This is a genomic window from Arthrobacter alpinus (assembly GCF_900105965.1).
In the GTDB taxonomy this organism is placed as follows: Bacteria; Actinomycetota; Actinomycetes; order Actinomycetales; family Micrococcaceae; genus Specibacter; species Specibacter alpinus.
Map to the genome: position 1 here is coordinate 51,811 of NZ_FNTV01000002.1, position 21,160 is coordinate 72,970.

At 55.6% G+C, this 21,160-nt stretch carries 29 protein-coding genes; 9 read left to right on the forward strand and 20 right to left on the reverse strand.

Going from position 1 to position 21,160, the window contains the following annotated elements; translation table 11 throughout:
* Positions 1-205: 205 nt before the first annotated feature.
* Both BLV41_RS19645 and BLV41_RS19650 read right to left on the reverse strand, forming a co-directional pair.
* Positions 206-577, reverse strand: coding sequence for a DUF6984 family protein (locus BLV41_RS19645; protein WP_074713490.1), 372 nt, complete (start codon positions 575-577; stop codon positions 206-208).
* A gap of 161 nt (positions 578-738) precedes the next feature.
* A complete protein-coding gene (locus BLV41_RS19650) occupies positions 739-1,674 on the reverse strand; it encodes a phosphotransferase (protein ID WP_139244497.1) in 936 nt (311 codons plus the stop codon).
* A gap of 213 nt (positions 1,675-1,887) precedes the next feature.
* Here BLV41_RS19650 and BLV41_RS19655 point away from each other — a divergent pair, with 213 nt between their 5' ends.
* On the forward strand, positions 1,888-2,700 hold the full coding sequence (locus tag BLV41_RS19655) for a MerR family transcriptional regulator (RefSeq protein WP_074713491.1): 813 nt from the start codon (positions 1,888-1,890) through the stop codon (positions 2,698-2,700).
* 55 nt (positions 2,701-2,755) lie between these two features.
* On the opposite strand, the gene BLV41_RS19660 is transcribed toward BLV41_RS19655, so the two are convergent.
* Entirely contained in the window at positions 2,756-3,262 is a 507-nt protein-coding gene (locus BLV41_RS19660; protein WP_244517041.1) for a GNAT family N-acetyltransferase, read from the reverse strand.
* Between the two features lie 104 nt (positions 3,263-3,366).
* Positions 3,367-3,675: a hypothetical protein gene (locus BLV41_RS19665; protein WP_074713492.1), complete on the reverse strand. Its 309-nt coding sequence runs from the start codon at positions 3,673-3,675 to the stop codon at positions 3,367-3,369.
* Positions 3,676-3,965: 290 nt separating this feature from the next.
* On the opposite strand from BLV41_RS19665, the gene BLV41_RS23105 reads away from it, so the two are divergent.
* Positions 3,966-4,274, forward strand: a complete 309-nt coding sequence (locus BLV41_RS23105) for a GNAT family N-acetyltransferase (RefSeq protein ID WP_074713493.1) — start codon at positions 3,966-3,968, stop codon at positions 4,272-4,274.
* Between the two features lie 107 nt (positions 4,275-4,381).
* On the opposite strand, the gene BLV41_RS19675 is transcribed toward BLV41_RS23105, so the two are convergent.
* From BLV41_RS19675 to BLV41_RS21760, 3 genes are all read right to left on the reverse strand, one after another.
* Complete coding sequence (locus BLV41_RS19675; protein ID WP_074713494.1) at positions 4,382-4,804, reverse strand: group-specific protein; 423 nt, start codon at positions 4,802-4,804, stop codon at positions 4,382-4,384.
* 171 nt (positions 4,805-4,975) lie between these two features.
* Positions 4,976-5,485, reverse strand: a complete 510-nt coding sequence (locus BLV41_RS19680) for a GNAT family N-acetyltransferase (RefSeq protein WP_074713495.1) — start codon at positions 5,483-5,485, stop codon at positions 4,976-4,978.
* A 77-nt stretch (positions 5,486-5,562) separates the two neighbouring features.
* A complete protein-coding gene (locus BLV41_RS21760) occupies positions 5,563-6,036 on the reverse strand; it encodes a hypothetical protein (RefSeq protein ID WP_074713496.1) in 474 nt (157 codons plus the stop codon).
* A gap of 298 nt (positions 6,037-6,334) precedes the next feature.
* Between BLV41_RS21760 and BLV41_RS19690 the strand changes: the two genes are divergently transcribed.
* Positions 6,335-6,844 carry a GtrA family protein gene (locus tag BLV41_RS19690; RefSeq protein WP_074713497.1) on the forward strand — a complete coding sequence of 170 codons (510 nt, stop codon included), beginning with the start codon at positions 6,335-6,337 and terminating at the stop codon, positions 6,842-6,844.
* A gap of 129 nt (positions 6,845-6,973) precedes the next feature.
* Here the strand turns inward: BLV41_RS19690 and BLV41_RS19695 are convergent, their stop codons facing one another.
* From BLV41_RS19695 to BLV41_RS19705, 3 genes are all read right to left on the reverse strand, one after another.
* A complete protein-coding gene (locus tag BLV41_RS19695; protein ID WP_170835539.1) occupies positions 6,974-7,516 on the reverse strand; it encodes a Type 1 glutamine amidotransferase-like domain-containing protein in 543 nt (180 codons plus the stop codon).
* A 359-nt stretch (positions 7,517-7,875) separates the two neighbouring features.
* Positions 7,876-8,385: a hypothetical protein gene (locus BLV41_RS19700; RefSeq protein WP_083361015.1), complete on the reverse strand. Its 510-nt coding sequence runs from the start codon at positions 8,383-8,385 to the stop codon at positions 7,876-7,878.
* 766 nt (positions 8,386-9,151) lie between these two features.
* Positions 9,152-9,778, reverse strand: coding sequence for a hypothetical protein (locus tag BLV41_RS19705; protein ID WP_074713499.1), 627 nt, complete (start codon positions 9,776-9,778; stop codon positions 9,152-9,154).
* Positions 9,779-10,757: 979 nt separating this feature from the next.
* Here BLV41_RS19705 and BLV41_RS21765 point away from each other — a divergent pair.
* Positions 10,758-11,312 (forward strand): hypothetical protein, encoded by a 555-nt coding sequence (locus BLV41_RS21765; RefSeq protein ID WP_139244499.1) that lies wholly within the window; start codon positions 10,758-10,760, stop codon positions 11,310-11,312.
* Between the two features lie 215 nt (positions 11,313-11,527).
* Here the strand turns inward: BLV41_RS21765 and BLV41_RS22665 are convergent, their stop codons facing one another.
* Positions 11,528-12,097 (reverse strand): arginase family protein, encoded by a 570-nt coding sequence (locus BLV41_RS22665; protein WP_244517042.1) that lies wholly within the window; start codon positions 12,095-12,097, stop codon positions 11,528-11,530.
* A 95-nt stretch (positions 12,098-12,192) separates the two neighbouring features.
* Here BLV41_RS22665 and BLV41_RS22670 point away from each other — a divergent pair, with 95 nt between their 5' ends.
* The 3 genes from BLV41_RS22670 to BLV41_RS19730 all read left to right on the forward strand — a co-directional run bounded on the left by BLV41_RS22670 (position 12,193) and on the right by BLV41_RS19730 (position 14,198).
* A complete protein-coding gene (locus BLV41_RS22670) occupies positions 12,193-12,375 on the forward strand; it encodes a hypothetical protein (protein WP_244517043.1) in 183 nt (60 codons plus the stop codon).
* Between the two features lie 747 nt (positions 12,376-13,122).
* Positions 13,123-13,677, forward strand: a complete 555-nt coding sequence (locus BLV41_RS21770) for a hypothetical protein (protein ID WP_139244499.1) — start codon at positions 13,123-13,125, stop codon at positions 13,675-13,677.
* 287 nt (positions 13,678-13,964) lie between these two features.
* Positions 13,965-14,198: a hypothetical protein gene (locus BLV41_RS19730; RefSeq protein WP_139244500.1), complete on the forward strand. Its 234-nt coding sequence runs from the start codon at positions 13,965-13,967 to the stop codon at positions 14,196-14,198.
* A gap of 64 nt (positions 14,199-14,262) precedes the next feature.
* Here the strand turns inward: BLV41_RS19730 and BLV41_RS19735 are convergent, their stop codons facing one another.
* From BLV41_RS19735 to BLV41_RS19775, 9 genes are all read right to left on the reverse strand, one after another.
* Positions 14,263-14,961, reverse strand: coding sequence for a TY-Chap domain-containing protein (locus tag BLV41_RS19735; RefSeq protein WP_139244501.1), 699 nt, complete (start codon positions 14,959-14,961; stop codon positions 14,263-14,265).
* Positions 14,962-15,404: 443 nt separating this feature from the next.
* Positions 15,405-15,611 carry a hypothetical protein gene (locus BLV41_RS19740; RefSeq protein WP_074713504.1) on the reverse strand — a complete coding sequence of 69 codons (207 nt, stop codon included), beginning with the start codon at positions 15,609-15,611 and terminating at the stop codon, positions 15,405-15,407.
* Between the two features lie 157 nt (positions 15,612-15,768).
* The gene (locus BLV41_RS19745) at positions 15,769-16,104 is read right to left on the reverse strand and encodes a hypothetical protein (protein WP_074713505.1); all 336 of its coding nucleotides are present in this window, start codon (positions 16,102-16,104) and stop codon (positions 15,769-15,771) included.
* Between the two features lie 249 nt (positions 16,105-16,353).
* Positions 16,354-16,878 (reverse strand): AAA family ATPase, encoded by a 525-nt coding sequence (locus tag BLV41_RS19750; RefSeq protein ID WP_074713506.1) that lies wholly within the window; start codon positions 16,876-16,878, stop codon positions 16,354-16,356.
* A 77-nt stretch (positions 16,879-16,955) separates the two neighbouring features.
* Positions 16,956-17,375, reverse strand: a complete 420-nt coding sequence (locus tag BLV41_RS19755) for a hypothetical protein (protein ID WP_074713507.1) — start codon at positions 17,373-17,375, stop codon at positions 16,956-16,958.
* 645 nt (positions 17,376-18,020) lie between these two features.
* Positions 18,021-18,209, reverse strand: coding sequence for a hypothetical protein (locus BLV41_RS19760; RefSeq protein WP_074713508.1), 189 nt, complete (start codon positions 18,207-18,209; stop codon positions 18,021-18,023).
* A 615-nt stretch (positions 18,210-18,824) separates the two neighbouring features.
* Positions 18,825-19,220, reverse strand: a complete 396-nt coding sequence (locus BLV41_RS19765) for a hypothetical protein (protein WP_074713509.1) — start codon at positions 19,218-19,220, stop codon at positions 18,825-18,827.
* 2 nt (positions 19,221-19,222) lie between these two features.
* Positions 19,223-19,447, reverse strand: a complete 225-nt coding sequence (locus BLV41_RS19770) for a hypothetical protein (RefSeq protein ID WP_074713510.1) — start codon at positions 19,445-19,447, stop codon at positions 19,223-19,225.
* The gene (locus BLV41_RS19775; protein WP_139244502.1) at positions 19,444-19,779 is read right to left on the reverse strand and encodes a PadR family transcriptional regulator; all 336 of its coding nucleotides are present in this window, start codon (positions 19,777-19,779) and stop codon (positions 19,444-19,446) included. Before BLV41_RS19775 ends, BLV41_RS19770 begins: the two co-directional genes overlap by 4 nt.
* A gap of 531 nt (positions 19,780-20,310) precedes the next feature.
* Between BLV41_RS19775 and BLV41_RS22675 the strand changes: the two genes are divergently transcribed.
* Together BLV41_RS22675 and BLV41_RS19785 are read left to right on the forward strand one after the other, a co-directional pair.
* Positions 20,311-20,499, forward strand: a complete 189-nt coding sequence (locus BLV41_RS22675; protein WP_244517044.1) for a hypothetical protein — start codon at positions 20,311-20,313, stop codon at positions 20,497-20,499.
* A gap of 112 nt (positions 20,500-20,611) precedes the next feature.
* Positions 20,612-21,142, forward strand: a complete 531-nt coding sequence (locus tag BLV41_RS19785; protein WP_074713513.1) for an adenylyl-sulfate kinase — start codon at positions 20,612-20,614, stop codon at positions 21,140-21,142.
* Positions 21,143-21,160 lie beyond the last annotated feature (18 nt).

Here is a 21,160-nt window from a genome sequence, read left to right on the forward strand (position 1 = left end):
CTGGGCTTCCTTAGCAATCCGTTCCGTCTTCGAATGCATGCACAACACCTCGCAACAAAGGGGGTGGTGCAACGACCGATTGAATTCGCCAACGGGCTAGGGGACATGCAGACTCATGGCCCGTGAGTTGGCCAAGATGAAGTAGACGCTGTTCTGCTTTCGGTAGATCAAATCTGTCGGGTTCCGCTATATGCAACCAACAAGGTCATGCTGGGCGCGGCCCAATTCCTGGCTCCATCCAACCGTGCTGGACGTCGCTAATTCGATCAGGCAGGCTGATTCTTTTTGCGAAGTCGACTTTCCAGCTGTCTAGTTCGTACAGCTCACCGAACTGATCGATGTTTATCGACACAGAAATTGGTATCTCGTCGGCATCCAGATACCAGCCTTCGACCAGCTGCCTGCCGAAATGGCGGTCTGTGTTCGCTGGTTCGAACCGCAAGCTTCCCATCCCGCCGTCGTCCATGTCACGCACATTCAGTTCCTCCAGCGGAGTCAAAGTCCGCCAGCCATCTGAGACATTCGCCAATAGTGCGTTGACAAGCAGGATCTCACCCTCATTCAGAGGACGGTTCATAGGTCGATTCTCCATACACTTCTGGTTTTCTTGCGATTCAACCAGAGTAGATCAAGGTAGCCTTCGGAAGCAGTCAATCCGGAGACACTCCAACGAACTCGGCAGGCAGGTCGGCCCCTGGGCAGGTCTTTTGCTGTAAATCTATTCCCACGGGGAACGCTCTACGGGACACCGGCGCGTTGGAGTCGTTCCGGTGCCTGACAGGTGAGCGCATCCAGTGCGACCGGCGGGGATTGGAAGAGACTTTCACCGCGGGCGTTATGCAGTGCAGGCCACAAGCTCGCGGCCCAGGCAACCTCCTGCTCTTCGTCGGTAAACCGTCTATCACGCGCCTGCTGGTAGGCGTCAATGAAATTTCCCGAGCTTTCGATGGTTGACAGTGTTGGGGTGGCGGTGCTGGCAAAGGCGCCGGATGCTGCACCGACGATAGCCGCTTCCGGGAGGGCGACGAGGCTATCCCAATCGTGGACCGCCCATGGGAGGTCTCCTTGCCAGCGAAGATTTTGGCTTTCCCAGTCGCCGTGCCCAACAACTAGGGGTAAGACTCCTTGTGCCAGTCGCCGCGATACGGAACGGGCAATGTCATGCACGTGTCCAGGTACGAGGTCTTGGTTCATGGCGTCTACCACTGGATTTGTTGGCCACAAGCCACCCGTTGGGGGATTCCAGTGCATCCACGGAGGCGGTGCGCCAAGCCCGGTGGGGGACTGTGATTCAAGAATCTCCATCAGACCCGCCAAGAGTCTGGCTGACCGAGCGGCAAAGGAAACCTCGCCACCGGAGTGCATTTCACCGCCAGCAAGCCATGTCTCAGCACTGACCACCACACCCGGTTCGAGTAGGTCAGCTCTGGTCAGTGGCCGGGCGCATGGGAAGCCAGCATCGGCAGCAATTCGCTGAATTTGAAGGCATCGACTGATCCTGTCGGTGGAATCAGGCCGGACCTTGACGGCAACAGTGCCTTGCTCGTCGGAGTCGTAGCGGAACTGATGAGACATTTGACCGCCAGCTTCGGCACGCAACGACGTGAGAGTGCCGTGGCCGAGCACGCGAAAACACCACGCCTCAACTTCGACGAACATTGATCTCAACACCATCGTTCGATTCTACAAACAGGGAACCTGCGGCTAGTTCCACCATCGGCCAGGACTCTCTGGTGTCGCATTCTCTACCGCTCCGCAAGCGGAACGTCCTGCGGGCACCACAAAAGCCGGGCCAGCCCGCGTCTCGACGGTCCGGAGAATCATCGTTCGGGTGAGGTGGCAGCTGAGCTTTGATCCTCCGGTTGGAGGAGGGGCAATGATCGAAGTATGTTCACCATCGGCGAGTTCGCCCAGCTAACTAACATCACGGTCAAAGCCCTCCACCACTATGACGAGGTGGGATTGCTTCGGCCCGCAGAAATCGACCCTCCCAGCCGGTATCGAAGTTATGCAGCCGCTCAGCTAAGACCTGCACTGCTGATTCGAGCACTTCGTGATGTAGACGTTCCACTAAAAGAACTGGCAGACGTCGTGGATGAAGAGACTGCCACTGTCGCGCTCGAACGACACCACGCCAATCAACAAGCAATGCATGAGGCCCAAGACCGCGCACACGAGCGGGCAAGCGCCGTTATCCGGACGCATGGAGCGAAGGCACAAGTGCAGGTCCGTGAGGCATGGGCACAACCATTTATTGGTGCAGTCATACGAATCGACGATTCCGATGAGAATGGCGACTCCGAAATGAACGATGAGTTCGGTGCGCTGTATGCCGCGGCAAACGAGCTAGGCGTGCAGCCGACTGGTGAATTGTGGACGACCCTCCGATCCGGTGAACGCGAGTCGATTGATATGGTGTTGTGTCTGGCCATCGGTGGACCGCTAGGCAAAGATTCTGTTGATTCTATTGATTCTGTTTACGAGCTCGGCGAGCTTCCGCACCGGCGCGAGATTGTCACGGCCTGGCTGGGTGATCAATCAGAACTTGTCGAGGCTGTCCTGCACCCAGCGGTAATGAAAATCTTTGAAGAGCTCGAAAGAAGCGGGCTGAGCACGAAGCTGGACAATGTCCGGCAGATCAACAAACCCGATGGCGGTGTTGAAGTAGCCACCACCTTGAAAGCGCTTAGCAGCCCGTAGAACGAACCTTAAGCGGGACTCTTGCTGCTGGGAGAAGTCTGATTCCCTGTGCGGATCAGTTGCCGAGCAGGTTCTTCGTCATTGCGTAGTTGGTTAGCTGCACGCCGACCATCACGGGATGTTGTTTTGCCTTGACGACGAACCCGTAGCGCTCGAAGAACGGTCGGGCCGTGATGCTGACATCGGCGGTCAGTTCTGCCAGACGCTCTGCGCGCGCGTGAGCCTCCACGTGGGCAAGCAGGAGGCGTGCTACCCCGAGTCGTAGGTACCGCGGGGAAACGAACATCATGTCTATATACCCTTTCGGGTCTACGTCGGAGAAGCCTGCTGGCTTTCCATCCACGGTCGCCAGGTAACTGTTCCGCGCGTTCATCGCGGCGTGCCAGGTGGACAGTTCGCGCGCTTCTGGCCGTGCCCACGCCTGAATCTGCTCGGGCGAGTAATCGGCGGCAGCGGTTTCGGTCACTGCGCCAAGGAAGATCGCCATGGTGTCTGCAGCGTCCGAGAGACGGTACGGACGAATGGCGACTACTGGCACATTGGTGTTTGTTTTCAGGTCCACAGAATAAGCATCCCACCGCGCCTGTCCATGACCGCGCGGCGCTTATCGTGTCCCGTAGCCGAACGTTGGCCGGGCGCTGACAATGTCGTTTACAGGTGCGGGTTCTACTCGTCGTATTCCACGTCAGCGAAGGCTCTGACTTCTTCACGAAGTTGCTCGGCGATACTGGCACCCTCCACGTTCCAAGCTGTTTTGTTTGCAGGCGAGCTCCAACCGCCGTCGTACACGTTCTCGGCATCCCAGGCGTCGTACCATGTGCGAAGTCTGAGTGTGAGGCCCTGCGACAGCCCAAAGTCCGCGGGCTCCATTGTGTATTTCGTCGGTCGCTCAACAGTGCCGTTCTCCCACAGTGGCCACCGATGGCCGTAGTCAGGAAACAGGCGGATGACGCGACGGACGGATTTCTCTGCCATGACCGAAGCCTAAGCCTCTAGGGGGCGGATGGTTACAACTTCCTTCCGTTGCTCACATCCCGCGCGCATCGCGGGTCCGGCTGCAGGTGATCAACATAGGCTGTTGGGATGGGCATGGAGTATAGAAAGTTGGACTTGCGTGACGTGGCATCACTGCAGACCTTGTCGGAATCAAATTCTGGGTATTCTCGCCGGGTCTGGGGTCGAGATCCTCAACGGGCTGACGGCCACGCAATACTCACGGCGTTGCCTCCTGGCATCAACACGGACGCTAAACATGCCTGGGGTTTGTGGATGTGATCCGTGGATACCCGAGTCCGAATGTGGCCTATATCGGATTGCTGATGACGGCCGGAGGTCAATCGCGTCGTGGACTGGGACGGGAAATATTCAAATTCGTATTGGGGGAGATTCGTAGGTGGCATGGTGTATCCGTCGTTCGTCTTGGTATCGTGGCGTCCAATGCCGAGGTGGCTGTGCCGTTCTGGCAATCCCTCGGATTCGCACGGACGGGAGAATCGAAACCCCATGTTGATGGACCCGTTTCCAGCACGGTGACCTTATGGGAATATCCCATCCCAGCCCCGAACTCAATGTAACTGGTTCGATCGCCGGCGTGTACGGCCCGACACGGCAGAGCCGAGTACGGTGCTGCCGATTGGATCCATAGTCCGTATGCCGAACCCTTGCTGTGACACGAATCGAGTCAGACAGTGGCAACGGTCACGTCTCGGCCGACGATCATAGCTAGGAGATCATCTAGAGTTCCGTGGCACTTCTCCAACTCGGGTAGGTGGTAGAACGTGCTGGTGGACTCAAGGTTGTTGATGACTTCGTCCGGCGAATGCAGGATTGTTCTTCTGCCTTGACCGATCGCGATGCCAAGCTCAACATGCGTGCCTTTCCCACCTGGAAGCAGGATCACGACGACGTCGGCGCCTAGTACTGCATCTCTCTCCTGCTGACCGATGGAGCGCAGATCACCGAGGGTGACTGTACCCGCATCGTGCGCCGACGCGTTCTGGGTCCAGTCGTACGTGTTGACGTAGCCCTTGCTTTCCAAGTTTTGCGCGACGTACCGGACGTTGACGATATTCCTGAAGCTCGACGCAACATAGAACCTCTTCAAAGTTTCTGCCTCCTGATTGGAACTGTGCTCATTATTCCTTACGGGCGACAACGCCGTTCGAACGCGAACATTTCCTAGAAATAGTTGCAGCGGCCAAAAGCGCTGCGGGCAACCGCTTACGATGCTCACCCATATCCGTATGCCGAACGCTCTGCGGTCACGTGATGCTTTCTAAGATTCCCAGCGGAGCTCGATACCGTCCGTCAAGCCTGTCGGATGAAGCCCTTGGTTTCGTGCGACGCCCATGGAGGCGTGATGCTCAGGATGTACGTATGCCTCGAGACCAGTCACGCCTTTAGAATGCAACCAATTGGCCATCGCCCTGACGCCTTCGGATGCTATCCCTTGGCCCTGGTGGGTGGGTGAAATTACCCAGGCAATGTTGGCGACCACCTCGGACGCTTTCCGCTCTAAAGTTGCTTGAACGAACCCTACTGGCGCGCTGCCACCTATTGGTTTCACAATCCAGTTGAACCAACCCTGGGACCGGTCCTCGGATTGTCCGAATGCCTGCAACGTGTAGCGGCGTTGCAGCTGTTCAAGCGAGGGGGCTTCGCCTCCGGTGTATTCGTACAAAGAAGCGTCTGCCAAGACTTCGACCATTTCTGGCGCATGTTCCACCGAGAGCGGCTCCAGGCGTAGACGCTCCGACGTGATGGATTCAATCTTTGGCCAGGTCATGAGTCGATCATGACAGATCGGTCTGGACTGCACGCAAGCCGAACCTTCTACGGGGCAGTGGGCTTCGACAAGTGGAACTAGTCCGTGACTGGTGTCATGGACCATGTACCGTCACGTTTCTCTGCGTTCCAGGACTGGTTGCTTTCATATTCGATAGGGTGTGACTCGCCTTGGCAAAAGTCAACTGCTGTTCTTTCGATAGAAATGCGGCTGACGTTATTCTGCTCAGAAAAGAGTAGCCACTGCACGGAATCCGTCGACGTCGTGTCGAGATTCTGCACTTCGTTGGCGAACCTTTCTGGAATCAGACTCGTGTCACTGTAAGGGCAGACAATCAGGACCGTATCCCACAAGGGGATAGGAGCGCCGACGCCTGTTCCTCGTGGAAGCGAGAAGGTGCCCTGTAAATTATCAGCGACATCTATTAACGACTCTTGGTAACCAGAATCTTGCCCGCACCCTGTGACCGAAGCTCCGAGGAGCAACATCACTGTTGGAAAAACCCATTTACCTCGGGACTGAACCGGTTTCTTGCCCTGTCGAAGATCCATGAGTCCATCATGTCCCACGAATCTAGAGACTGCAGGCCCACACGCTCCTCAACTCGTCAATTCCATTTGGGATTGTCCTTCGGACGGTACGGGTTAGCTGGAACTTGGGGTGTGGCTGTTGGATTCGTTGGGTGGAATTGCCGCTGTTTTGCTCGGTGTCCTCTTGGCCGCGTGTGCAAAAGCTAGGAGTGGCCGTGAGGCGTGGCCTCATTTGGGAGTGATTCGAAGATGCGGTAGCAGCCCCGACTATTGAGCTTGTTATCCTTGGACAAGGAATTGCACTTTTCGGAAAGGCCGCATGAACCTCGCCAATAAAATTAGAGCGCTTGTCGTATTGCTGTGGCGAGAAGTCCTCAAATTCGGGACTGTAGGTGGACTGGGTTGGGTCATAGATAACGGTATTTACACGCTCTTATGGCACGGGCCCATGTCCGACAGCACCATCAAAGCCCGCGTGGTCTCTACAGCGATTGCCACCTTGTTCGCCTGGTTCGCCAACAGATACTGGACCTTCAGACACCGCCGCTCAGAACAAGTGTGGAAAGAATTCAGCCTGTTCTTACTCATGAACGGATTAGGCCTAGGCATTGTCCTGGTCTGCCAAGTCATCTCACGCTACGTCCTAGGCTTCACCAGCTTTACAGCGGACTTCATTGCTGGTGGTGTCATAGGCCTCGTCCTTGGCACCATTTTCAGATTCTTGGCCTACCGCTACTTCGTCTTCACCGAAGAACTCAGCTCAGAATTTGAACCGATTCCGGAAAGACCCCTCACGCCCAGTGGAACCGCAACCACCGGTTCCCGCTAAGCCTCCCTGCTCAATGGCAAGTCAAGGCCATTATGAGTCGCTCTCATGATTTATCCAGACCCAGCAAGTCAGCTCCGCACTTCCTCCCGTAGATGGAACCTTGACCGGAAAACTCAATCCGGCGTTCTCTCAAAGCAGCGCAACGCTGCTGCCATCAACCACCAACGCCTGGCCGTCTCGAAGCGCCCAGTACTGTTTGCCATCTTGAGCGTAAGCGGCAGCCACCTGAGTCAGGATCTCGCGTTCCGGGTGATCCGAGGTTCCGAGATGCGGCACAAAGGGCCGGTCGAGAATATTGAGGCCGTCGTACTTGACTGCTCCATATTGCAGCAAAGCATCGTCCGTTGAATCGCACTCTTCGAGACCCAACAGGCTCGGGGCGAGGACGCAACCCCCAGCACTGAAACCGGCGTAGACCAAGGCATCGACCTTGAGGCGATCCACAATGATCGCGTCGGCTCCTGATCGGGCCATCGCAGCCCGGAGCGTGAAGACGTTGCCGCCCCGGACCCAGACAAAGTCCGGTTGACCAAACTTCACGGAAAGGCTCTCGGGATCGTACAACCGAAGGTCGAGCTCATGTGCAGTGAGTCCAATGCCCGCGAGATTCGTGAGCTGGCGTTCAGTTTCTATTCGCCGCGCATCAGGGTCAGCACCATCAAAAGCGTTCATGATGATCCACCCGTTCCTTTTACCCCGAACTAGGCTCGTGAAGGATTCGGGACGGTCACCAAGCTGGTAAGAAGACAGATAGAGGCGCATGGTGCCATTGTCCCTACTTAAACGCAGAGAGTCATTTTCCAATGAACTATGAGCGTCCGCATCTGCCCGATGGGGAACCTCTAGTGGGAAAACCTTCGACAGAATGGGTTCGAACCGACTAAAGCACCCGAACACTACTCGTTGTCACGGCAAATCTTTCAAGATCCCGCATAGCTAATTTCGCGCCGATCGGCACAAGTCTCCAATGGCTTCGATTGTCTCGTACTCTTGTGGTCGCGCGATTCGTTCCCTGCGCCAGGGCTTCGACGTCAGTCGGGGGTGTAGGGGCTGATCTCCAGCTGGTCAGCTCCGTGATCGTGCAATGCCTTGACGACACGTTGTGTGGCGATGAAAGTATAGTTCTGATATGGCTGGCCGTAGAGGTTCTGAATGTCAGAGCCCGGGAACGGATCGGTCGCGAAGCCGGTATATCCCTCGACAGGCGAGCCCGCGTGGTCTCGAACCTCGACGTCGAAGGTTCGGTAACCGGTGACCTCAGCGGCGCGAAGTGCCTCGATGAAACGAGTGGAGGCAATCTTCAACGCGATCCCACCGGTCCACAGCAGGTCACCGTACTTCTTGCCTCCGTTGTAGGGAGCAAGCCATACCGGGAAGGGAAGTTCTTCAGGACGCCAGTCCTCGATGAACGGGTAGACACTGGTGACACCGTCGGGCATGTACCAGGGTTCTCCGGTGATCTTCGGCTTACCTTGCCCGCAGACGCCGAGCCACACGTAATTGCGTTTTGAACTGGCCTCTATGCGAACCCACTCGGACATACGCTCACCTTTCATCAACGGTAGTAGTTCGAGTCTATGACCTTCATCGACATGTTGAACTGAAGGATGACGGTCGCTCACGCGTTCGGTGTGGATCGCAGCGATAAATGGCGGCTTTTTCGCAACGCTGAATGTCACCCCCTAGTGTCCGCCAGCCGAACCTCCTGCGGGACACCACCTGCACTCGCTTCGAGGGGCCGGCACTCTCGGTGGCCCGGTTGCATTATTGCACTTTCTTCTGGAAGCCATAGACACGTTCCATAAGCCTGCGTAGGGTTCGCTTTAGGTCAAATTCTTGCCACCGGACAATGCGTAAAGGGGTGTGAAGCAATCATGCGCAAAGTACGATGGGCCGCCGTCCTTGGACTTTCATGTGGTCTTGTCGGAGGAGCGGATTCCGGGGTCGTAGCCGATACATTTATCCAGCTGGCTAGCTGAAAACCTCTCAGGAGACTCAAATTGTCTACAGCAATAGTATTGGCCGGAATTGTCGGTATTTTATGCGCTCTGATCGTAATGTTTATGTTCAATCGACGCAAAAAGTAGATCCATGAGTTGCGATTGGCTACCTTCGCGATCCGCAGGGGAACCCTCTACGGGAACGTCCTGTCTGCTGATCAGCGGGATTGCCCAACACCCTGTTGGACAAATGTCCCACAGGGTGTGGGACATTGCCGGGAGAAGGTTCTGACGGTCGGGAGCGGAACCTCCTGCGGGAACGTCTGGGCGGCGGACACGTCGTCGAACGAAATCTCGCCAAGTCGCATTACCTTCCTGGGCCCGTCAAGAACCGTGTTGTCCGCCTAAAGTCACGCCCTATGAATACGATAACGACTGTCGCGGCAGCGGCTAACACTGCCATGATCCAAATGAATGGGTGTCCCCGCTCGACCCAGCTTGAGAACTGAGAAGCGAAGAGGAACAGATACGCGGGCAAGACGACAAGTTGCATGGCTAGGCTTTTTCTTTGCTGAACCGCGCCCGCACGGGCAACGGGTAAATGTTGCTCATCTACTGGTGCCTTGCCCGCAATCTGGCGGTTTATGCTCTTTCGCTCGTCGGCCGCTAAAGGGTACAGAACGTTGACGGTGTTGAGCCGTGCAGCGGGCGCGACCTTCTTGGAGTTGTAAATAAGTCCCCCGATGGCGGCGCCACCCATTGCGAACACGAAACCGAAACTCAAAGATGCCCATCCGGACGGAGCAGCTCCGAAAACCAGATTTCCTACCCATATGCCGGACACCAGCAACACAAGGACTCCACCAGGAACGTATCGTGTGTAATAAGTCTTCACAGCAGGACCTAGCCCGAGATCTTCGGCTCCTTGAGCATTTCCCATGGCCAGCGACCAACGGTCGTTGGACTCTGCAAGGAGATCATCAATCCGGCTCATCGTCTTCCTCCCAGAAATCCAGCCACGCGAATGCCAGGCTTTCTACGCTCTGTGCCTGTTAGCTACATCCTGTCCCATCCCAAGCCGCAAGCCAATGCCTCGTGAGTGCAGGGTTGTTCGACTGCAAAAAGACTGTTCTTTTGGGCTCAGGAACTGGTACTTTTCTGCAGCTGGAAGGTTGCCAGGGTCTTTAGTAAGTGAGCTGCATCCCGAAAGGGGTGTCCCGTATTGTGGTTTTCAACGTTAAATGTCGCATTTTTTGCATAGCTAAATGTCGTAACTCCTAACGCAATGACTCTCGGTTCACCCTGTTTCGCCGGGGAACCTTCAGCGGGAATTCTGATTGCTTACAGGCTGAATCCAGACGAACCCAGAGTCCACAGGGGGACAACAATGGCAGTGACACCCAGTGCTGCCATGAGCCATCGCAGGACGATTTCTTTTCGTTCTGAACGATTCACGGCACTGGCTGCTAGTAATGCAGAGAAAAGACTAACGATGACAACGGTTCCCCAACCTGCGGGACTGAAAGGGGCATCCAGGCTGCAGTTGACCGGTGCAGGGTAGATGGCCGGGCACATTGCGGGTACTGGTTGGTATGACCAAGTGAGCCACAGAGATGCACCGGAGACGACTGCCGCTCCCACAGTTCTGTGCCAAATGGGACGGGACTCGGGTGCAGGGGCAGGTTCCTTCATGGCTTCACCGTACCGGCTGATGTGGGTTGGTTGGTGCTGACACGATAAGTACCCCATTATGCTGCACAAAGGCTGCCGTTTGGAGCAGGGCAGTCCGTAACCGGAACGGTCTGCGGGACACTGCAGATCTTTCAGATTGCTTCTCTGCCGATGTTAGGTGGTGGCTGTGTTCCGTCGTGGGGTGGGCCACTGGGCGGTGAGATGGTGCCTGTAGAGTCTGGTTTAGTGGACTCGCCTTCGGCTGGGGCTCTCACTTCAGATGACGCAGAGGGGAAGTTGCTTTGAACGCTCTTTTCGTAGAAAGATTTAGCATTCCATACCCAGTGGGGGTTTCCGATCCTATCCTTGTCGATGAGGATCATGTGAGGATTGCCTTAAGGGGTGTGGCTGCAACGCTTGATGAGATTAGCTTCCAAGTGGAAGTAGTCGTTGCTAGCAGCGGTGAGGACTGGAGGGACCAAGGCGAGGCCCTTAGTGCTGGTAGGCCCTTCAATATGCCGTTTAGAACTCCAGATCCTGATGCATTGACGGTGCGATGCAGATGGCGTTTGAAAGGTAGCCTCGAAGACTTTGACGATACCGACGTCTTTCCCGAGCATCATGCCGGTCCCCATACTTCTGGATCATGGAGTGGTGGACCTGAGGATAAGGTGTGGCGCGGATTGCAGCTGTTAAAGTATCCAGTTCCTGTCCCGGGTATTGAGTCCTTTACGATCGAGCTTTCCTGGCACCTCCTAAAGGTGGAGCCAGTGCAACGCGTCATTAGCGCCCTTGCGCTAGAGGACAGTATTGACTTCGCAACGAAATCGTCACCGAACCATCCAATGAGTCTCTGACTTTTTCATCCAGTGCAGAAGCCCGCCATGATCGTCTTGGCTCGATGAGGCGAGTGAAAAGTCGTCGAAGCCATGGCAAACGATCGAATAAATTCCGTGACGCGCTGGCATATCAGGACCGTTTATGACGTCGCACGAGGGAACCCTATCCGGGCGTTGATCGTTCACGACATGTCGGCGTGCACTGCCGGGCCTCAGTAGGTATAGCTCCCGGACTAGAGATCCTTGCCGAGTTCGCTGAGCCCTCTCAGGAGGACGTCGGTAACTAAGCGGGCATAGCGTCCATCAGGATCCAGGTCAGGATCGAATACCGTTACCGATGCACCTATCGCGCCCGGAGCAAGCTGGGCCAGCAATGCCGTCAGCTGTGAAGTGTTGAGTCCGCCGGGATCGGGACTGTCAACCGCCGGCATGATGCTTGCATCGAGCACATCGACATCGATTTGCAACCAGTAACCGGCACTGGCCACGTCGCGCGTGGCAGATCCCACTTCATCCGGCGTTTTCTCGATAGCGCTTGCGGCGGAAATCACGAGGCCTAGGGTGGCGCGCGCTTCGGTCGCTTCTTCATCGTCCTCGCGGTGGCCAATGTGCACAACGCGCTGCCGGTCGAAGTACGGGCCGAGACCGTCAATGTCCGCGACTGCTGGCCAGTGCAGGCCGACAGCGGCTGCGAGGTCTTCACCCGCAACGCTCGCACATTTATCGCTATTACCGGGGTGCCTGAAATCCGTATGACCGTCGACATGCACCAAGCCCGTCCCGCCGCGTCTCGACAGTGCCATACCGATCCCGAGGAGTACGCTACAGTCACCTCCGATGACCAGGGGGAGTCGCCCGCGTCAAGAACGCTCGTCAGACGGGAGGCAAGGCGTTGCGCATGATTCACCATCGCTGGCTCATTCCGCACGTGTCCGTCGGCACGGGTATCGTCGTCGTCGACGTACCGGCCGCTGAGGACGATACCCGCGTCCCGGGCTCCTTGGCTGATCAGTTCCCGGAACAGGCCCACTTCTCGCAATGCCTCGGGAGCCTTGTCCGCGCCTGGAACGCTCCCACGTAGGGGCGGACGCAGTCCGAGGTTGGTGGGAGCTGAGATGAGAGCGATCATCTTTACATTCTGACGGATTCGTCGGCGTTAGTCATGCCCGTAGGCCGGTCGGATCGCGGGACATTAAGCCGTAGGACCTGAACGATATGGATGTCGATGGCTGCCCGTCCCGCAGGGGAACGGTCTATGGGACGTTCGACTTGAGCGTTGCATTTGGACCTCGGTACGCCGGGTAATCTTTGAACCAACAGAGACGGCGGAAAAATGCGGAAAACGAGTGAGTTGGCGATCAGGGGATGGGTCAGGTTCGCTGCAGGTTGCCTTGGCCTGGGTGTCGGGTGGATCATTTGGTCAGTGCTTTGGGCAAATTTCACAGCCGAGGTGTCCCCAACGGCTTTCGAAGAGGTTCGTAAATCAGGCACGTTTGGCTCAATGTGTGGACTTCTTGCAGCGTTCCTCATTGTGAGTCCTGGGCTGTTGCTATCGATTTTGGCTGACCAAGCAGTTATCCGGTTTAACCGAACCAAAGTCACAACTTCAGTTCCATAAGTTCTGCAGACGCGCCTCCATTGCCAGTTCGGGGACGGTCTGCGGGACACTGCAGATCTATCAGATTGCTTCTCTGCCGATGTTAGGTGGTGGCTGTGTTCCGTCGTGGGGTTGGCCACTGGGCGGTGAGATGGTGCCTGTAGAGTCTGGTTTAGTGGACTCGCCTTCGGCTGGGGCTCTCACTTCAGATGATGCAGAGGGGAAGTTGCTTTGAACGCTCTTTTCGTAGAAAGATTTAGCATTCCATACCCAGTGGGGGTTTCCGATCCTATCCTTGTCGATGAGGATCATGTGAGGATTGCCTTAAGGGGTGTGGCTGCAACGCTTGATGAGATTAGCTTCCAAGTGGAAGTAGTCGTTGCTAGCAGCGGTGAGGACTGGAGGGACCAAGGCGAGGCCCTTAGTGCTGGTAGGCCCTTCAATATGCCGTTTAGAACTCCAGATCCTGATGCATTGACGGTGCGATGCAGATGGCGTTTGAAAGGTAGCCTCGAAGACTTTGACGATACCGACGTCTTTCCCGAGCATCATGCCGGTCCCCATACTTCTGGATCATGGAGTGGTGGACCTGAGGATAAGGTGTGGCGCGGTTTGCAGCTGTTAAAGTATCCAGTTCCTGTCCCGGGTATTGAGTCCTTTACGATCGAGCTTTCCTGGCACCTCCTAAAGGTGGAGCCAGTGCAACGCGTCATTAGCGCCCTTGCGCTAGAGGACAGTATTGACTTCGCAACGAAATCGTCACCGAACCATCCAATGAGTCTCTGACTTTTTCATCCAGTGCAGAAGCCCGCCATGATCGTCTTGGCTCGATGAGGCGAGTGAAAAGTCGTCGAAGCCATGGCAAACGATCGAATAAATTCCGTGACGCGCTGGCATATCAGGACCGTTTATGACGTCGCACGAGGGAACGCTGAGCGGGACAGCATCAGGAACAAGTGGTGATAGTTCTCTTGAGTGATCCATTTTGGATCGCTGCTGAAGAGGATTGCCTTCTCCACACGATGCTCGCTTAAACACTGCACCGATGCACAGATGCGGAGTACCGTGTGGTCATGGCCAACAACAAGCGTCAACGAACAGCCGGTCAGTGGTTCCTCAAAATCGCTGCTGGAGTGGTGATCGGTATATTGACCGGTTTGTTGGTCAATTGGCCTCTCGCCTTCGGGATGGTACTGATCTATGTTGTCATCGAATGGGCAGCCGAGCGAGGCCTAGATCAAAAGAGAGAACTCGACGCTAGCCGCGAAGAATGGATAAGTAATCAGAAGCGCGGAAAGAAAGATTGAGACTGCGGAAACGTTGTGGTCGTACAAGGATCAACATCGTCGCTCAACGGGAACCCTCTACGGACTAAAAACGGCCAAGGCTCACATCGATCAATTGTGGGTCGGTGCATCCAAGCCCGGATCGCATGGCGTTCAGTACTGAACCGGCAGCAATTTCGGCTTGCTCCTGGCACATAGTCCAGTTGGGGCTTCCATTTTCCGGTGCCGACCATCCGCTTTGACGAAGGTAGCCGTCATTAATAGTCCAAACGTCGGCTGGTAAGAACTTCTCGGAGACGACCTCGCATTGAAAATTTCCCTCGTTGATGGCGAACTGGCCGTAGACCGAGTAATCACGATGTCCGATGTCGTACGTAACGAGCAAGTACTCGCGACTAGTCATTCCCCCAAGTTCGCGAGCTACATCCAGAGCTATGACAGGCCAGTCTCGACTAGGTTCCTGCGTATTCAGTTCCGTTTCTGTGAAGGGGGTCTCGGTTGCCAACCATGTTGGCAAGGGCATGCCTAGCCGATTGAGTAGTCGAACCAAAGTGTCCTCGACAAAATCGTCCAGGGGGTCTTCAACGCCCTCAGGTGCCATGAGAGCGAGCAATTCTGTGGAAGTGACATTGATACCGAGGACGGCTGCAGCCCATTGGGAGAGTCCGGACGATTCGGCCTGCAGATCGACGGGGTCGCTTGTCGTCGGGTCCTCGAAGTAGTCGCAGGGTTGGAATCCTAAATAGAAGCGACCGGATGAGCCGGCAACGGGGCGGTAGTCCACGGTGGCAAAGTCGCTATCGTGAACGGAAATTCGAAGTCTCCAATCGGTTCCTTCTCCGTTCTTCCATGATCCTGACACGAAAACGGATGTCTCGAAATTGCCCAATTGTCCCCCTGGTAGCGATGGCTACGGTCACGCTACCAAGTAGCGGCTGCAAATTCTAGCGTTCACTCACTTCTCTTGAGATGAACAGAATGCATGTCCGCAGCCGTCAGTGGTATTTACAATGTGCCCCAGGGGAAGGGTCTGCGGGACGCTCGTTTGCTTGCGTGCCTCAATCGTCCTCCCCATTACAGTTGCCTGCCCCGACGCTCCCATTCGGCACTCCGCACTTCATCCTCATGCCAGAAGGGGGCGTCATTGCGACGAACTCGGAGTAGGTATAGGAACCAGAGAACGTTGATCAGGACGACCAACGAATAGATCGACAATGCTGCGACGTCCTATCCATTGCCGGTATTGAGCTTGCTAAATGCCAAGACCGAGAAACAGAGAACCTGGAGTCCTGATAACCAGATCGAGAGGCGCCAACTGCCGCGCGTCATTTTCGGCTGAAGACGCTTTTTACCCTCTAACTCCGACATGCCCGCATCATACAGCAGGGACCAGTGATAGAGAGCGGAGTAGAGAGTCACCGAACTGATAGACATACTCAGACCCTTCGGCACGAACGGAGCCCGCCCGTACGCGGAACCCCTAACGGGCGCTTTGGCATCTGGCGACTTGGGCCAAGGAGCCAACCAAACCCGGGCAGTCCCGAGTGGTACTTCGGGTTGGTTGGTATCGCTTGGTCTCTTGGCGTTTGACCTACTTCGACCGTCGCTTGAATAACATCACTGCGAAAACCACACCAAGCACAACGAATCCTACTGCGGCAATGATGATGACCATGAGTGCGGTAGCTGGGTCGTTTGACGTACCCATTTGCCCCGTGACGAGCGAATAAATAACAATGGCCGCTCCCGCCAGAATCATAAAAAGGGCGCCTATGCCAAAGTACTTAGCCGTTCCGACTCCTGTCATCAGGTCACCATACTTGCCGAGACGCTTATTCTGGCTGCGATTTAGTTGGGAAATCTTTTCCCGCTGCCAGAATCCAATGCCCCCGATGACCATGGCCGCCACCCCAATAATAATGCTCATGGCCTGATTCAATCCTGTATCGGCGTCGATCACAAGGGAATTTGCCGTACCGGAGTCGTGCCCGGGCCTTGATGTGATGCGCGGAAGGAATGATCGACCTACTGCACTTAGCCACCGAGTAGGCCGTAACTCATGGAAGATGGAAGGAGCCCGCAGGGGAACCCATTGCGGGAATTCTGAGACAGCGCTGAACCCGATCTCTCAACGGACGTTGCTGTAGCTGCGGCGGAAGCAAAGGGCGGTAGTGACTTACGCGGCGCTGAGGGAATTTACGACTTCGGATGCGGCCCGTCCAGGCGTGAGTGCACTGGTATCGATGACATGTGCTTCCCTCCCCAACCAGCCGTGGAAGGCTTCGTCATAGGGAGTGAGGTAGTTGTATCGAAATACCGAGGGACCCATCACAGTGTCATCCTGGATCCGTTTCCTGAGGGTTTCCTGATCGGCGTGAAGCACGAAGTGGCGCACCGGAATGCCGTAGGAAGCTAGGCCTTGGCTGATCTCCCGCCAATAGGGCTCGATCAAAACGGTCATCGGCATAACAAGTGTGCCTCCGGTGTAATCGAGGATGCGATGAGCCGTCTCGACGACGAGTGACCTCCACGGTGGCCAATTCTGGAAGTTGTCGGTCTCCGGTAGTCCCGGGTTGACATCCATCAGCGTCTCGCCGACCTTCTCGGCGTCGAACACACGTGAATCAGGGATCAGCTGCTGCACGAGGGCAGCCGTCGTCGTTTTTCCGACGCCATGAGTGCCGTTTAGCCAAACGATCATCGGCTCATACTAACGGACCTGCCGCTGTGCCCGGTGGGGAACCTTGAACAGGACAGCGAACTTCTGTTCGTGGAGTGTCAGTCATCAATCACAGGGTTTTGAGCCAGGTCTTTGACGAGCGTTAGTAGTTCAGGAAGACCAGCTGCGAGCTTTCTCTTTCTGGCAAAAATCTCCGCCTCAACGATCGACGCTTCAAGGAGTCGGCGCAAGTACCTTGGGATGTCGTCAACGTGGTCAAGCGTGATTGCGGCTTGAATCATTAACATTGATCGTTTCCTCGAGAAACTTCCTGTCCGTATGCCAACAAACTCATTAGGGACAAGTTTCCCGTCAACATGAAACACCACATTGACTCGAAGGGGACTGGTGATGTCCTGCCGGGCATTCTGAACTTTTTGGCTTAAGGCGTTGATCTGACGACTCCAGGCCATACTCTCAGAATCCGAGTCACCAAGTATGGCACCAATGGAAAGGGCTGGTTCAATTTCTGACAGCATACTCAGACCACTTTCCAAGTCTCAGTGTCTCGATTTGTGGGAACTAGAGAGTAGCAGGGCTCCGGTCCCGATCAATATGACGGCAGGGACCCAGACGAGTTCCGGTCTGCCAAGTCCGAGGGCCACGATCGAAAGAACTAGGCTTGCGGCATATACAACGAACAACACTATTCGGGCTGGTCTACTGAGCATCGATTGCACCCATTTCTAATGGCCTTGGCTCGGGTCTAAGGCGACGCCGTCGTATGTGAACCATACAGCCGTTGAGTCAGCATTCCGAGGTTTCTTTAAGCATCGCTTTGCGTCGAAAGGGACCTTTATGGATTGGAAGTGCTTGGATGGCGCCCGAAAGGGGTGTTCCCTAGAAGCCATGCCAAGGAGTCCCATAAGCCGGTCCGGCAACGGGCTCTCGGATCGCTCAAAGCATCCACGGCAGCGTGGCCGATGGGGATGTCCGCAGGGGAACCCTATCCGGACAGTCGCCTGTGGGGGTGTAGCTTCGCTACTATTTGCTGCACGATGGCCATATGCTGAAGCACGCGGTAGGCCAATGCGTGGCGGAATCATGAATCTCGCCACCCACGAACTTTTCTGTGTCGTCGGTGCCTCATAGGTCGGAGGAATTATGAACAGAGAAAGAAAAACCTATGCTTCGATGATCATCGTGGCGCTTTTATTCGGGGCCTTCGCCATCTTTCTTTTCTTGGAGGGTCCTTCAACGCTACCGATACTGATCCTGATCTGCGCGGCCGTGCTGTGCTCAATTGGTTTGTGGGGTTCATTGAGAAACAGGAAAAAGTAGTCAGGATGCAGTCCGTAGCTTGAGGCGATCATGGCAGGGCCACAATTCTTATCCGGAAATCCAGACCTCGAAGGTCAGCCGTTTTGTTTGGGAACGCTCTGCGGGACGTTGCAAGGACCTGTATATCCCGTCGTCAGCTTGTTACCTTTAGCTATGAACGGATTTAAGTTGCGGCAGGCATCAACTGTTCAGTTGAGGTCGTTCAGGAATAGTCGTCTCTTGCTGGCGGCAAGTACCTTACTCTCCTTCCTTGTGCTCTTTGAATGGGTCGCTTCTTTCAAAACGTGGGTAGCTGTCGCCGCGCTTGCCCTTTGTGGCTTCTGCGTTTTTCAGGCACTTCGGGCGTGGATGGAACTCAGAAGTCGGCAAGAAATTGGTCCTGTAAGACAAAAGGACGCCACGAAGGAACGGTGAGGAAACCGGCGAAGTGTCCAGTAAGCCGGTCAGATTTCGGGCCGCTGGGCTGTGGGACCTAGACGAGGAATATCAGAGATTCCATATCTCGCAGGGGAACGGTCTGCGGGACACTGACGTAGTTCATGCTTTGCCTTGTCCCAAGATGAGGTAGCCGTTGGGGAATGAATCGTCCGAGGTTACCCGGGTTTTTGGCCAGAGTGTCCCTTGTCGAACTAGACGGGCTGACGTATTTAGCGTGGTATCCGGCCGTTGTTGTTCATCGGAAGGCTGTCGAGAACATTGCCTGATCTGGCGTCAACGATGGTCACTGAATCCATCGGCATGGACGGGTCAACGGTCACGCTATAGCGCTTGTCTGAAATCAAAGTAACTTGCATCCCAGTGGCCCTTGCCCGGTCAAAAGCGTCGAGGACATTGCCGCTGGTCGTATCCACAGTGACGGTTTCTGGCGGCAATTGCAGTGAATCCTGTTCACTAGGGGCACTGTCTACCCGTGTCACGGTGTCCGTCGCCGATTGCGCTGTCGGGGGATCGTTTTGTCCCTGAGGCAGGACTTCGTGGATGCCCACGGCGGCACTGCCGACGATGGTCAATCCCACCGCAAGTGTAACGATTCCTGATCTCATGTTTATCCCCTGGTTATGTGCGATAGCGTTTCGCTGCTGCGATCAATGACGTTGTGGAGCCTGGCCCTGGTCGATGAGCAGAGGGCGCCGATCAGCAGCGAGGACCGCGAAATTTCCAGTTCTGCACAGTCGCGCAGGTCTGCCGCCCACTGCTCTTTGTGAATTGCCCGTGATTGTGCCGGACTGAGGGCGAGACAAATGGCGAGGATCAACTTCTCAAACTTCACGCCGTGCACCCTGAATTCTGATACCTCACAGGTGAGAGTTGTGCGTATGCTGGCTGGTCTTTGGTGCGCTGCGTCTCAACGTACGCCAACGCAGAGGGTCGGGCCTGAGTAACCAGCTTGTAGTAGCGGCGGCGCGGACCCTTTCTTGATTCCTCCGTGTCCCAGTCACCAACAATCCACCCCGCCGCCTCCAGGCGATCCAAGATTGGATAAATGGTTCCCGGTTTCTTGCCCGTATCTTTGACGATCTGCAGCCCCCAAATTCGATCTGCAGATAGCAAAGCTTCAAGCACCAAGGCAGTTGCGGGTGTTACGCGGCCCAAATTCTCCATGCCCACTAATCTACCTATGTAGATTTAGAAGTCAAGTTCCGGGCCGAGGATTCTTGGCCATCAACTTGTCTGTGTTTCGGGGGAGGCAAAGCGGCGCATCCCTCATTCCAGTGAGAAACAACCCCTAGCCCAGAACGGACAGGTCACCATGCAGCCCCGGAGGCACTCCGTCATTGACTTGTTCCTGTAGGGAACGCTCACTGGGACGGCGAGGCTTGGTTGTTGCTCTTAACTGAAACTGGGTCAGCAGTTGCGCTCCACTGCAGCGCTTCGAATCATGAAACTGATTGACTGAGAGTGCCAAACGTAGTCGAGTATGAAAAACAGAGGTAACAGGTGTTTATTCGGTACCAAGCGCGCGTTCCCAACCGCCGGGGGATTCACACCGGAGTGTTTGGGCTTGCCAATGGGCTCGCCCTCGAAGGAAAGCTCAGCGATACAGAACGGGATGTGTGGAGGGCTGGAAATGACTGGTTCAATCTGGCCTACCCTGATCCATCCAAGTCGAATTCCGGTGTTTATGATCCTCAGGTGAACCCGCAGGCGGCGGCTTGGTTCAAGGACACTGCAAAGCATTTACTTGAACGCATAGAACCGTACTTGGAAATGCTCATGAGACACGACGTGCAGGTTGTGAGACTCGTCAGTGATGACCCCGGCCAGGTCATCTACGAAGATGAGGTGCAGGTTGTCGTTGTTCCGCACAAAGCCACGAACTGATTGTCATATCCCATAGCCAGCTTCCCAGCCCGTAACCGGAATCTCCTGTGGGACGCACGAATCGCTTTGCTGCTTGGGACTCTTGTGGGCAGTTCTGCACAATACTCGAAGGATGGACAGGTACAGTGACGTTCTCTTTTTAGGTGGCAGATCGGGCGTCGGGAAGAGTTCCGTCGCGTTTGAACTCCATGCCCAGCTCACCAGACTGGAGATCAAGCATTGCGTCATCGAAGGTGACACCTTAGACCTTGCTTTTCCCCACCCGTCAGAGCACCATTTGGCCGAACGGAACCTGGCCGCAATTTGGGCTAACTACCGCGAACTTGGCTACCGGAGGATGATCTACACGAACACGGTTAGCGTCCGATTCACTCAAGAATTAGCGACGGCCATGGGAGGTAACCCGAGAATCAACGCCGTACTATTGACAGCCAACGACGAGACAAGTTCAGCCCGTCTACGCAGGCGCAGCCAGGGCAGTGACCTCCAAGAACATCTTGACCGCAGCAGCATCGCTGCCAGGAAACTTGAGCTGGCAACGCCACAGTGGGTTCATCGATGTTCCACGGACAACCGCAGTGTTCAGGGCATCGCCGCCGAAATCCTGTCTCTCACCGGATGGGCTGTTAATCAGGAGCGATAAGGAATTCTTCTCCCTTGG

Bases quoted from the DNA above. Each gene is read 5' to 3' on its own strand.
- BLV41_RS19705 (WP_074713499.1), bottom strand. From the start codon at position 9,778: ATGAGCCGGATTGATGATCTCCTTGCAGAGTCCAACGACCGTTGGTCG.
- BLV41_RS19775 (WP_139244502.1), bottom strand. From the start codon at position 19,779: ATGGAGAATTTGGGCCGCGTAACACCCGCAACTGCCTTGGTGCTTGAA.
- BLV41_RS19690 (WP_074713497.1), top strand. From the start codon at position 6,335: ATGAACCTCGCCAATAAAATTAGAGCGCTTGTCGTATTGCTGTGGCGA.
- BLV41_RS22665 (WP_244517042.1), bottom strand. From the start codon at position 12,097: ATGGCACTGTCGAGACGCGGCGGGACGGGCTTGGTGCATGTCGACGGT.
- BLV41_RS19695 (WP_170835539.1), bottom strand. From the start codon at position 7,516: ATGAACGCTTTTGATGGTGCTGACCCTGATGCGCGGCGAATAGAAACT.
- BLV41_RS19700 (WP_083361015.1), bottom strand. From the start codon at position 8,385: ATGTCCGAGTGGGTTCGCATAGAGGCCAGTTCAAAACGCAATTACGTG.
- BLV41_RS19745 (WP_074713505.1), bottom strand. From the start codon at position 16,104: ATGAGCATTATTATTGGGGTGGCGGCCATGGTCATCGGGGGCATTGGA.
- BLV41_RS19665 (WP_074713492.1), bottom strand. From the start codon at position 3,675: ATGGCAGAGAAATCCGTCCGTCGCGTCATCCGCCTGTTTCCTGACTAC.
- BLV41_RS22670 (WP_244517043.1), top strand. From the start codon at position 12,193: ATGATTCACCATCGCTGGCTCATTCCGCACGTGTCCGTCGGCACGGGT.
- BLV41_RS19760 (WP_074713508.1), bottom strand. From the start codon at position 18,209: ATGATCGCCTCAAGCTACGGACTGCATCCTGACTACTTTTTCCTGTTT.
- BLV41_RS19680 (WP_074713495.1), bottom strand. From the start codon at position 5,485: ATGACCTGGCCAAAGATTGAATCCATCACGTCGGAGCGTCTACGCCTG.
- BLV41_RS19755 (WP_074713507.1), bottom strand. From the start codon at position 17,375: ATGCTGTCAGAAATTGAACCAGCCCTTTCCATTGGTGCCATACTTGGT.
- BLV41_RS21760 (WP_074713496.1), bottom strand. From the start codon at position 6,036: ATGGATCTTCGACAGGGCAAGAAACCGGTTCAGTCCCGAGGTAAATGG.
- BLV41_RS19730 (WP_139244500.1), top strand. From the start codon at position 13,965: ATGGCCAACAACAAGCGTCAACGAACAGCCGGTCAGTGGTTCCTCAAA.
- BLV41_RS19645 (WP_074713490.1), bottom strand. From the start codon at position 577: ATGAACCGTCCTCTGAATGAGGGTGAGATCCTGCTTGTCAACGCACTA.
- BLV41_RS19765 (WP_074713509.1), bottom strand. From the start codon at position 19,220: ATGAGATCAGGAATCGTTACACTTGCGGTGGGATTGACCATCGTCGGC.
- BLV41_RS19785 (WP_074713513.1), top strand. From the start codon at position 20,612: ATGGACAGGTACAGTGACGTTCTCTTTTTAGGTGGCAGATCGGGCGTC.
- BLV41_RS19750 (WP_074713506.1), bottom strand. From the start codon at position 16,878: ATGATCGTTTGGCTAAACGGCACTCATGGCGTCGGAAAAACGACGACG.
- BLV41_RS19740 (WP_074713504.1), bottom strand. From the start codon at position 15,611: ATGTCTATCAGTTCGGTGACTCTCTACTCCGCTCTCTATCACTGGTCC.
- BLV41_RS19655 (WP_074713491.1), top strand. From the start codon at position 1,888: ATGTTCACCATCGGCGAGTTCGCCCAGCTAACTAACATCACGGTCAAA.
- BLV41_RS19650 (WP_139244497.1), bottom strand. From the start codon at position 1,674: ATGGTGTTGAGATCAATGTTCGTCGAAGTTGAGGCGTGGTGTTTTCGC.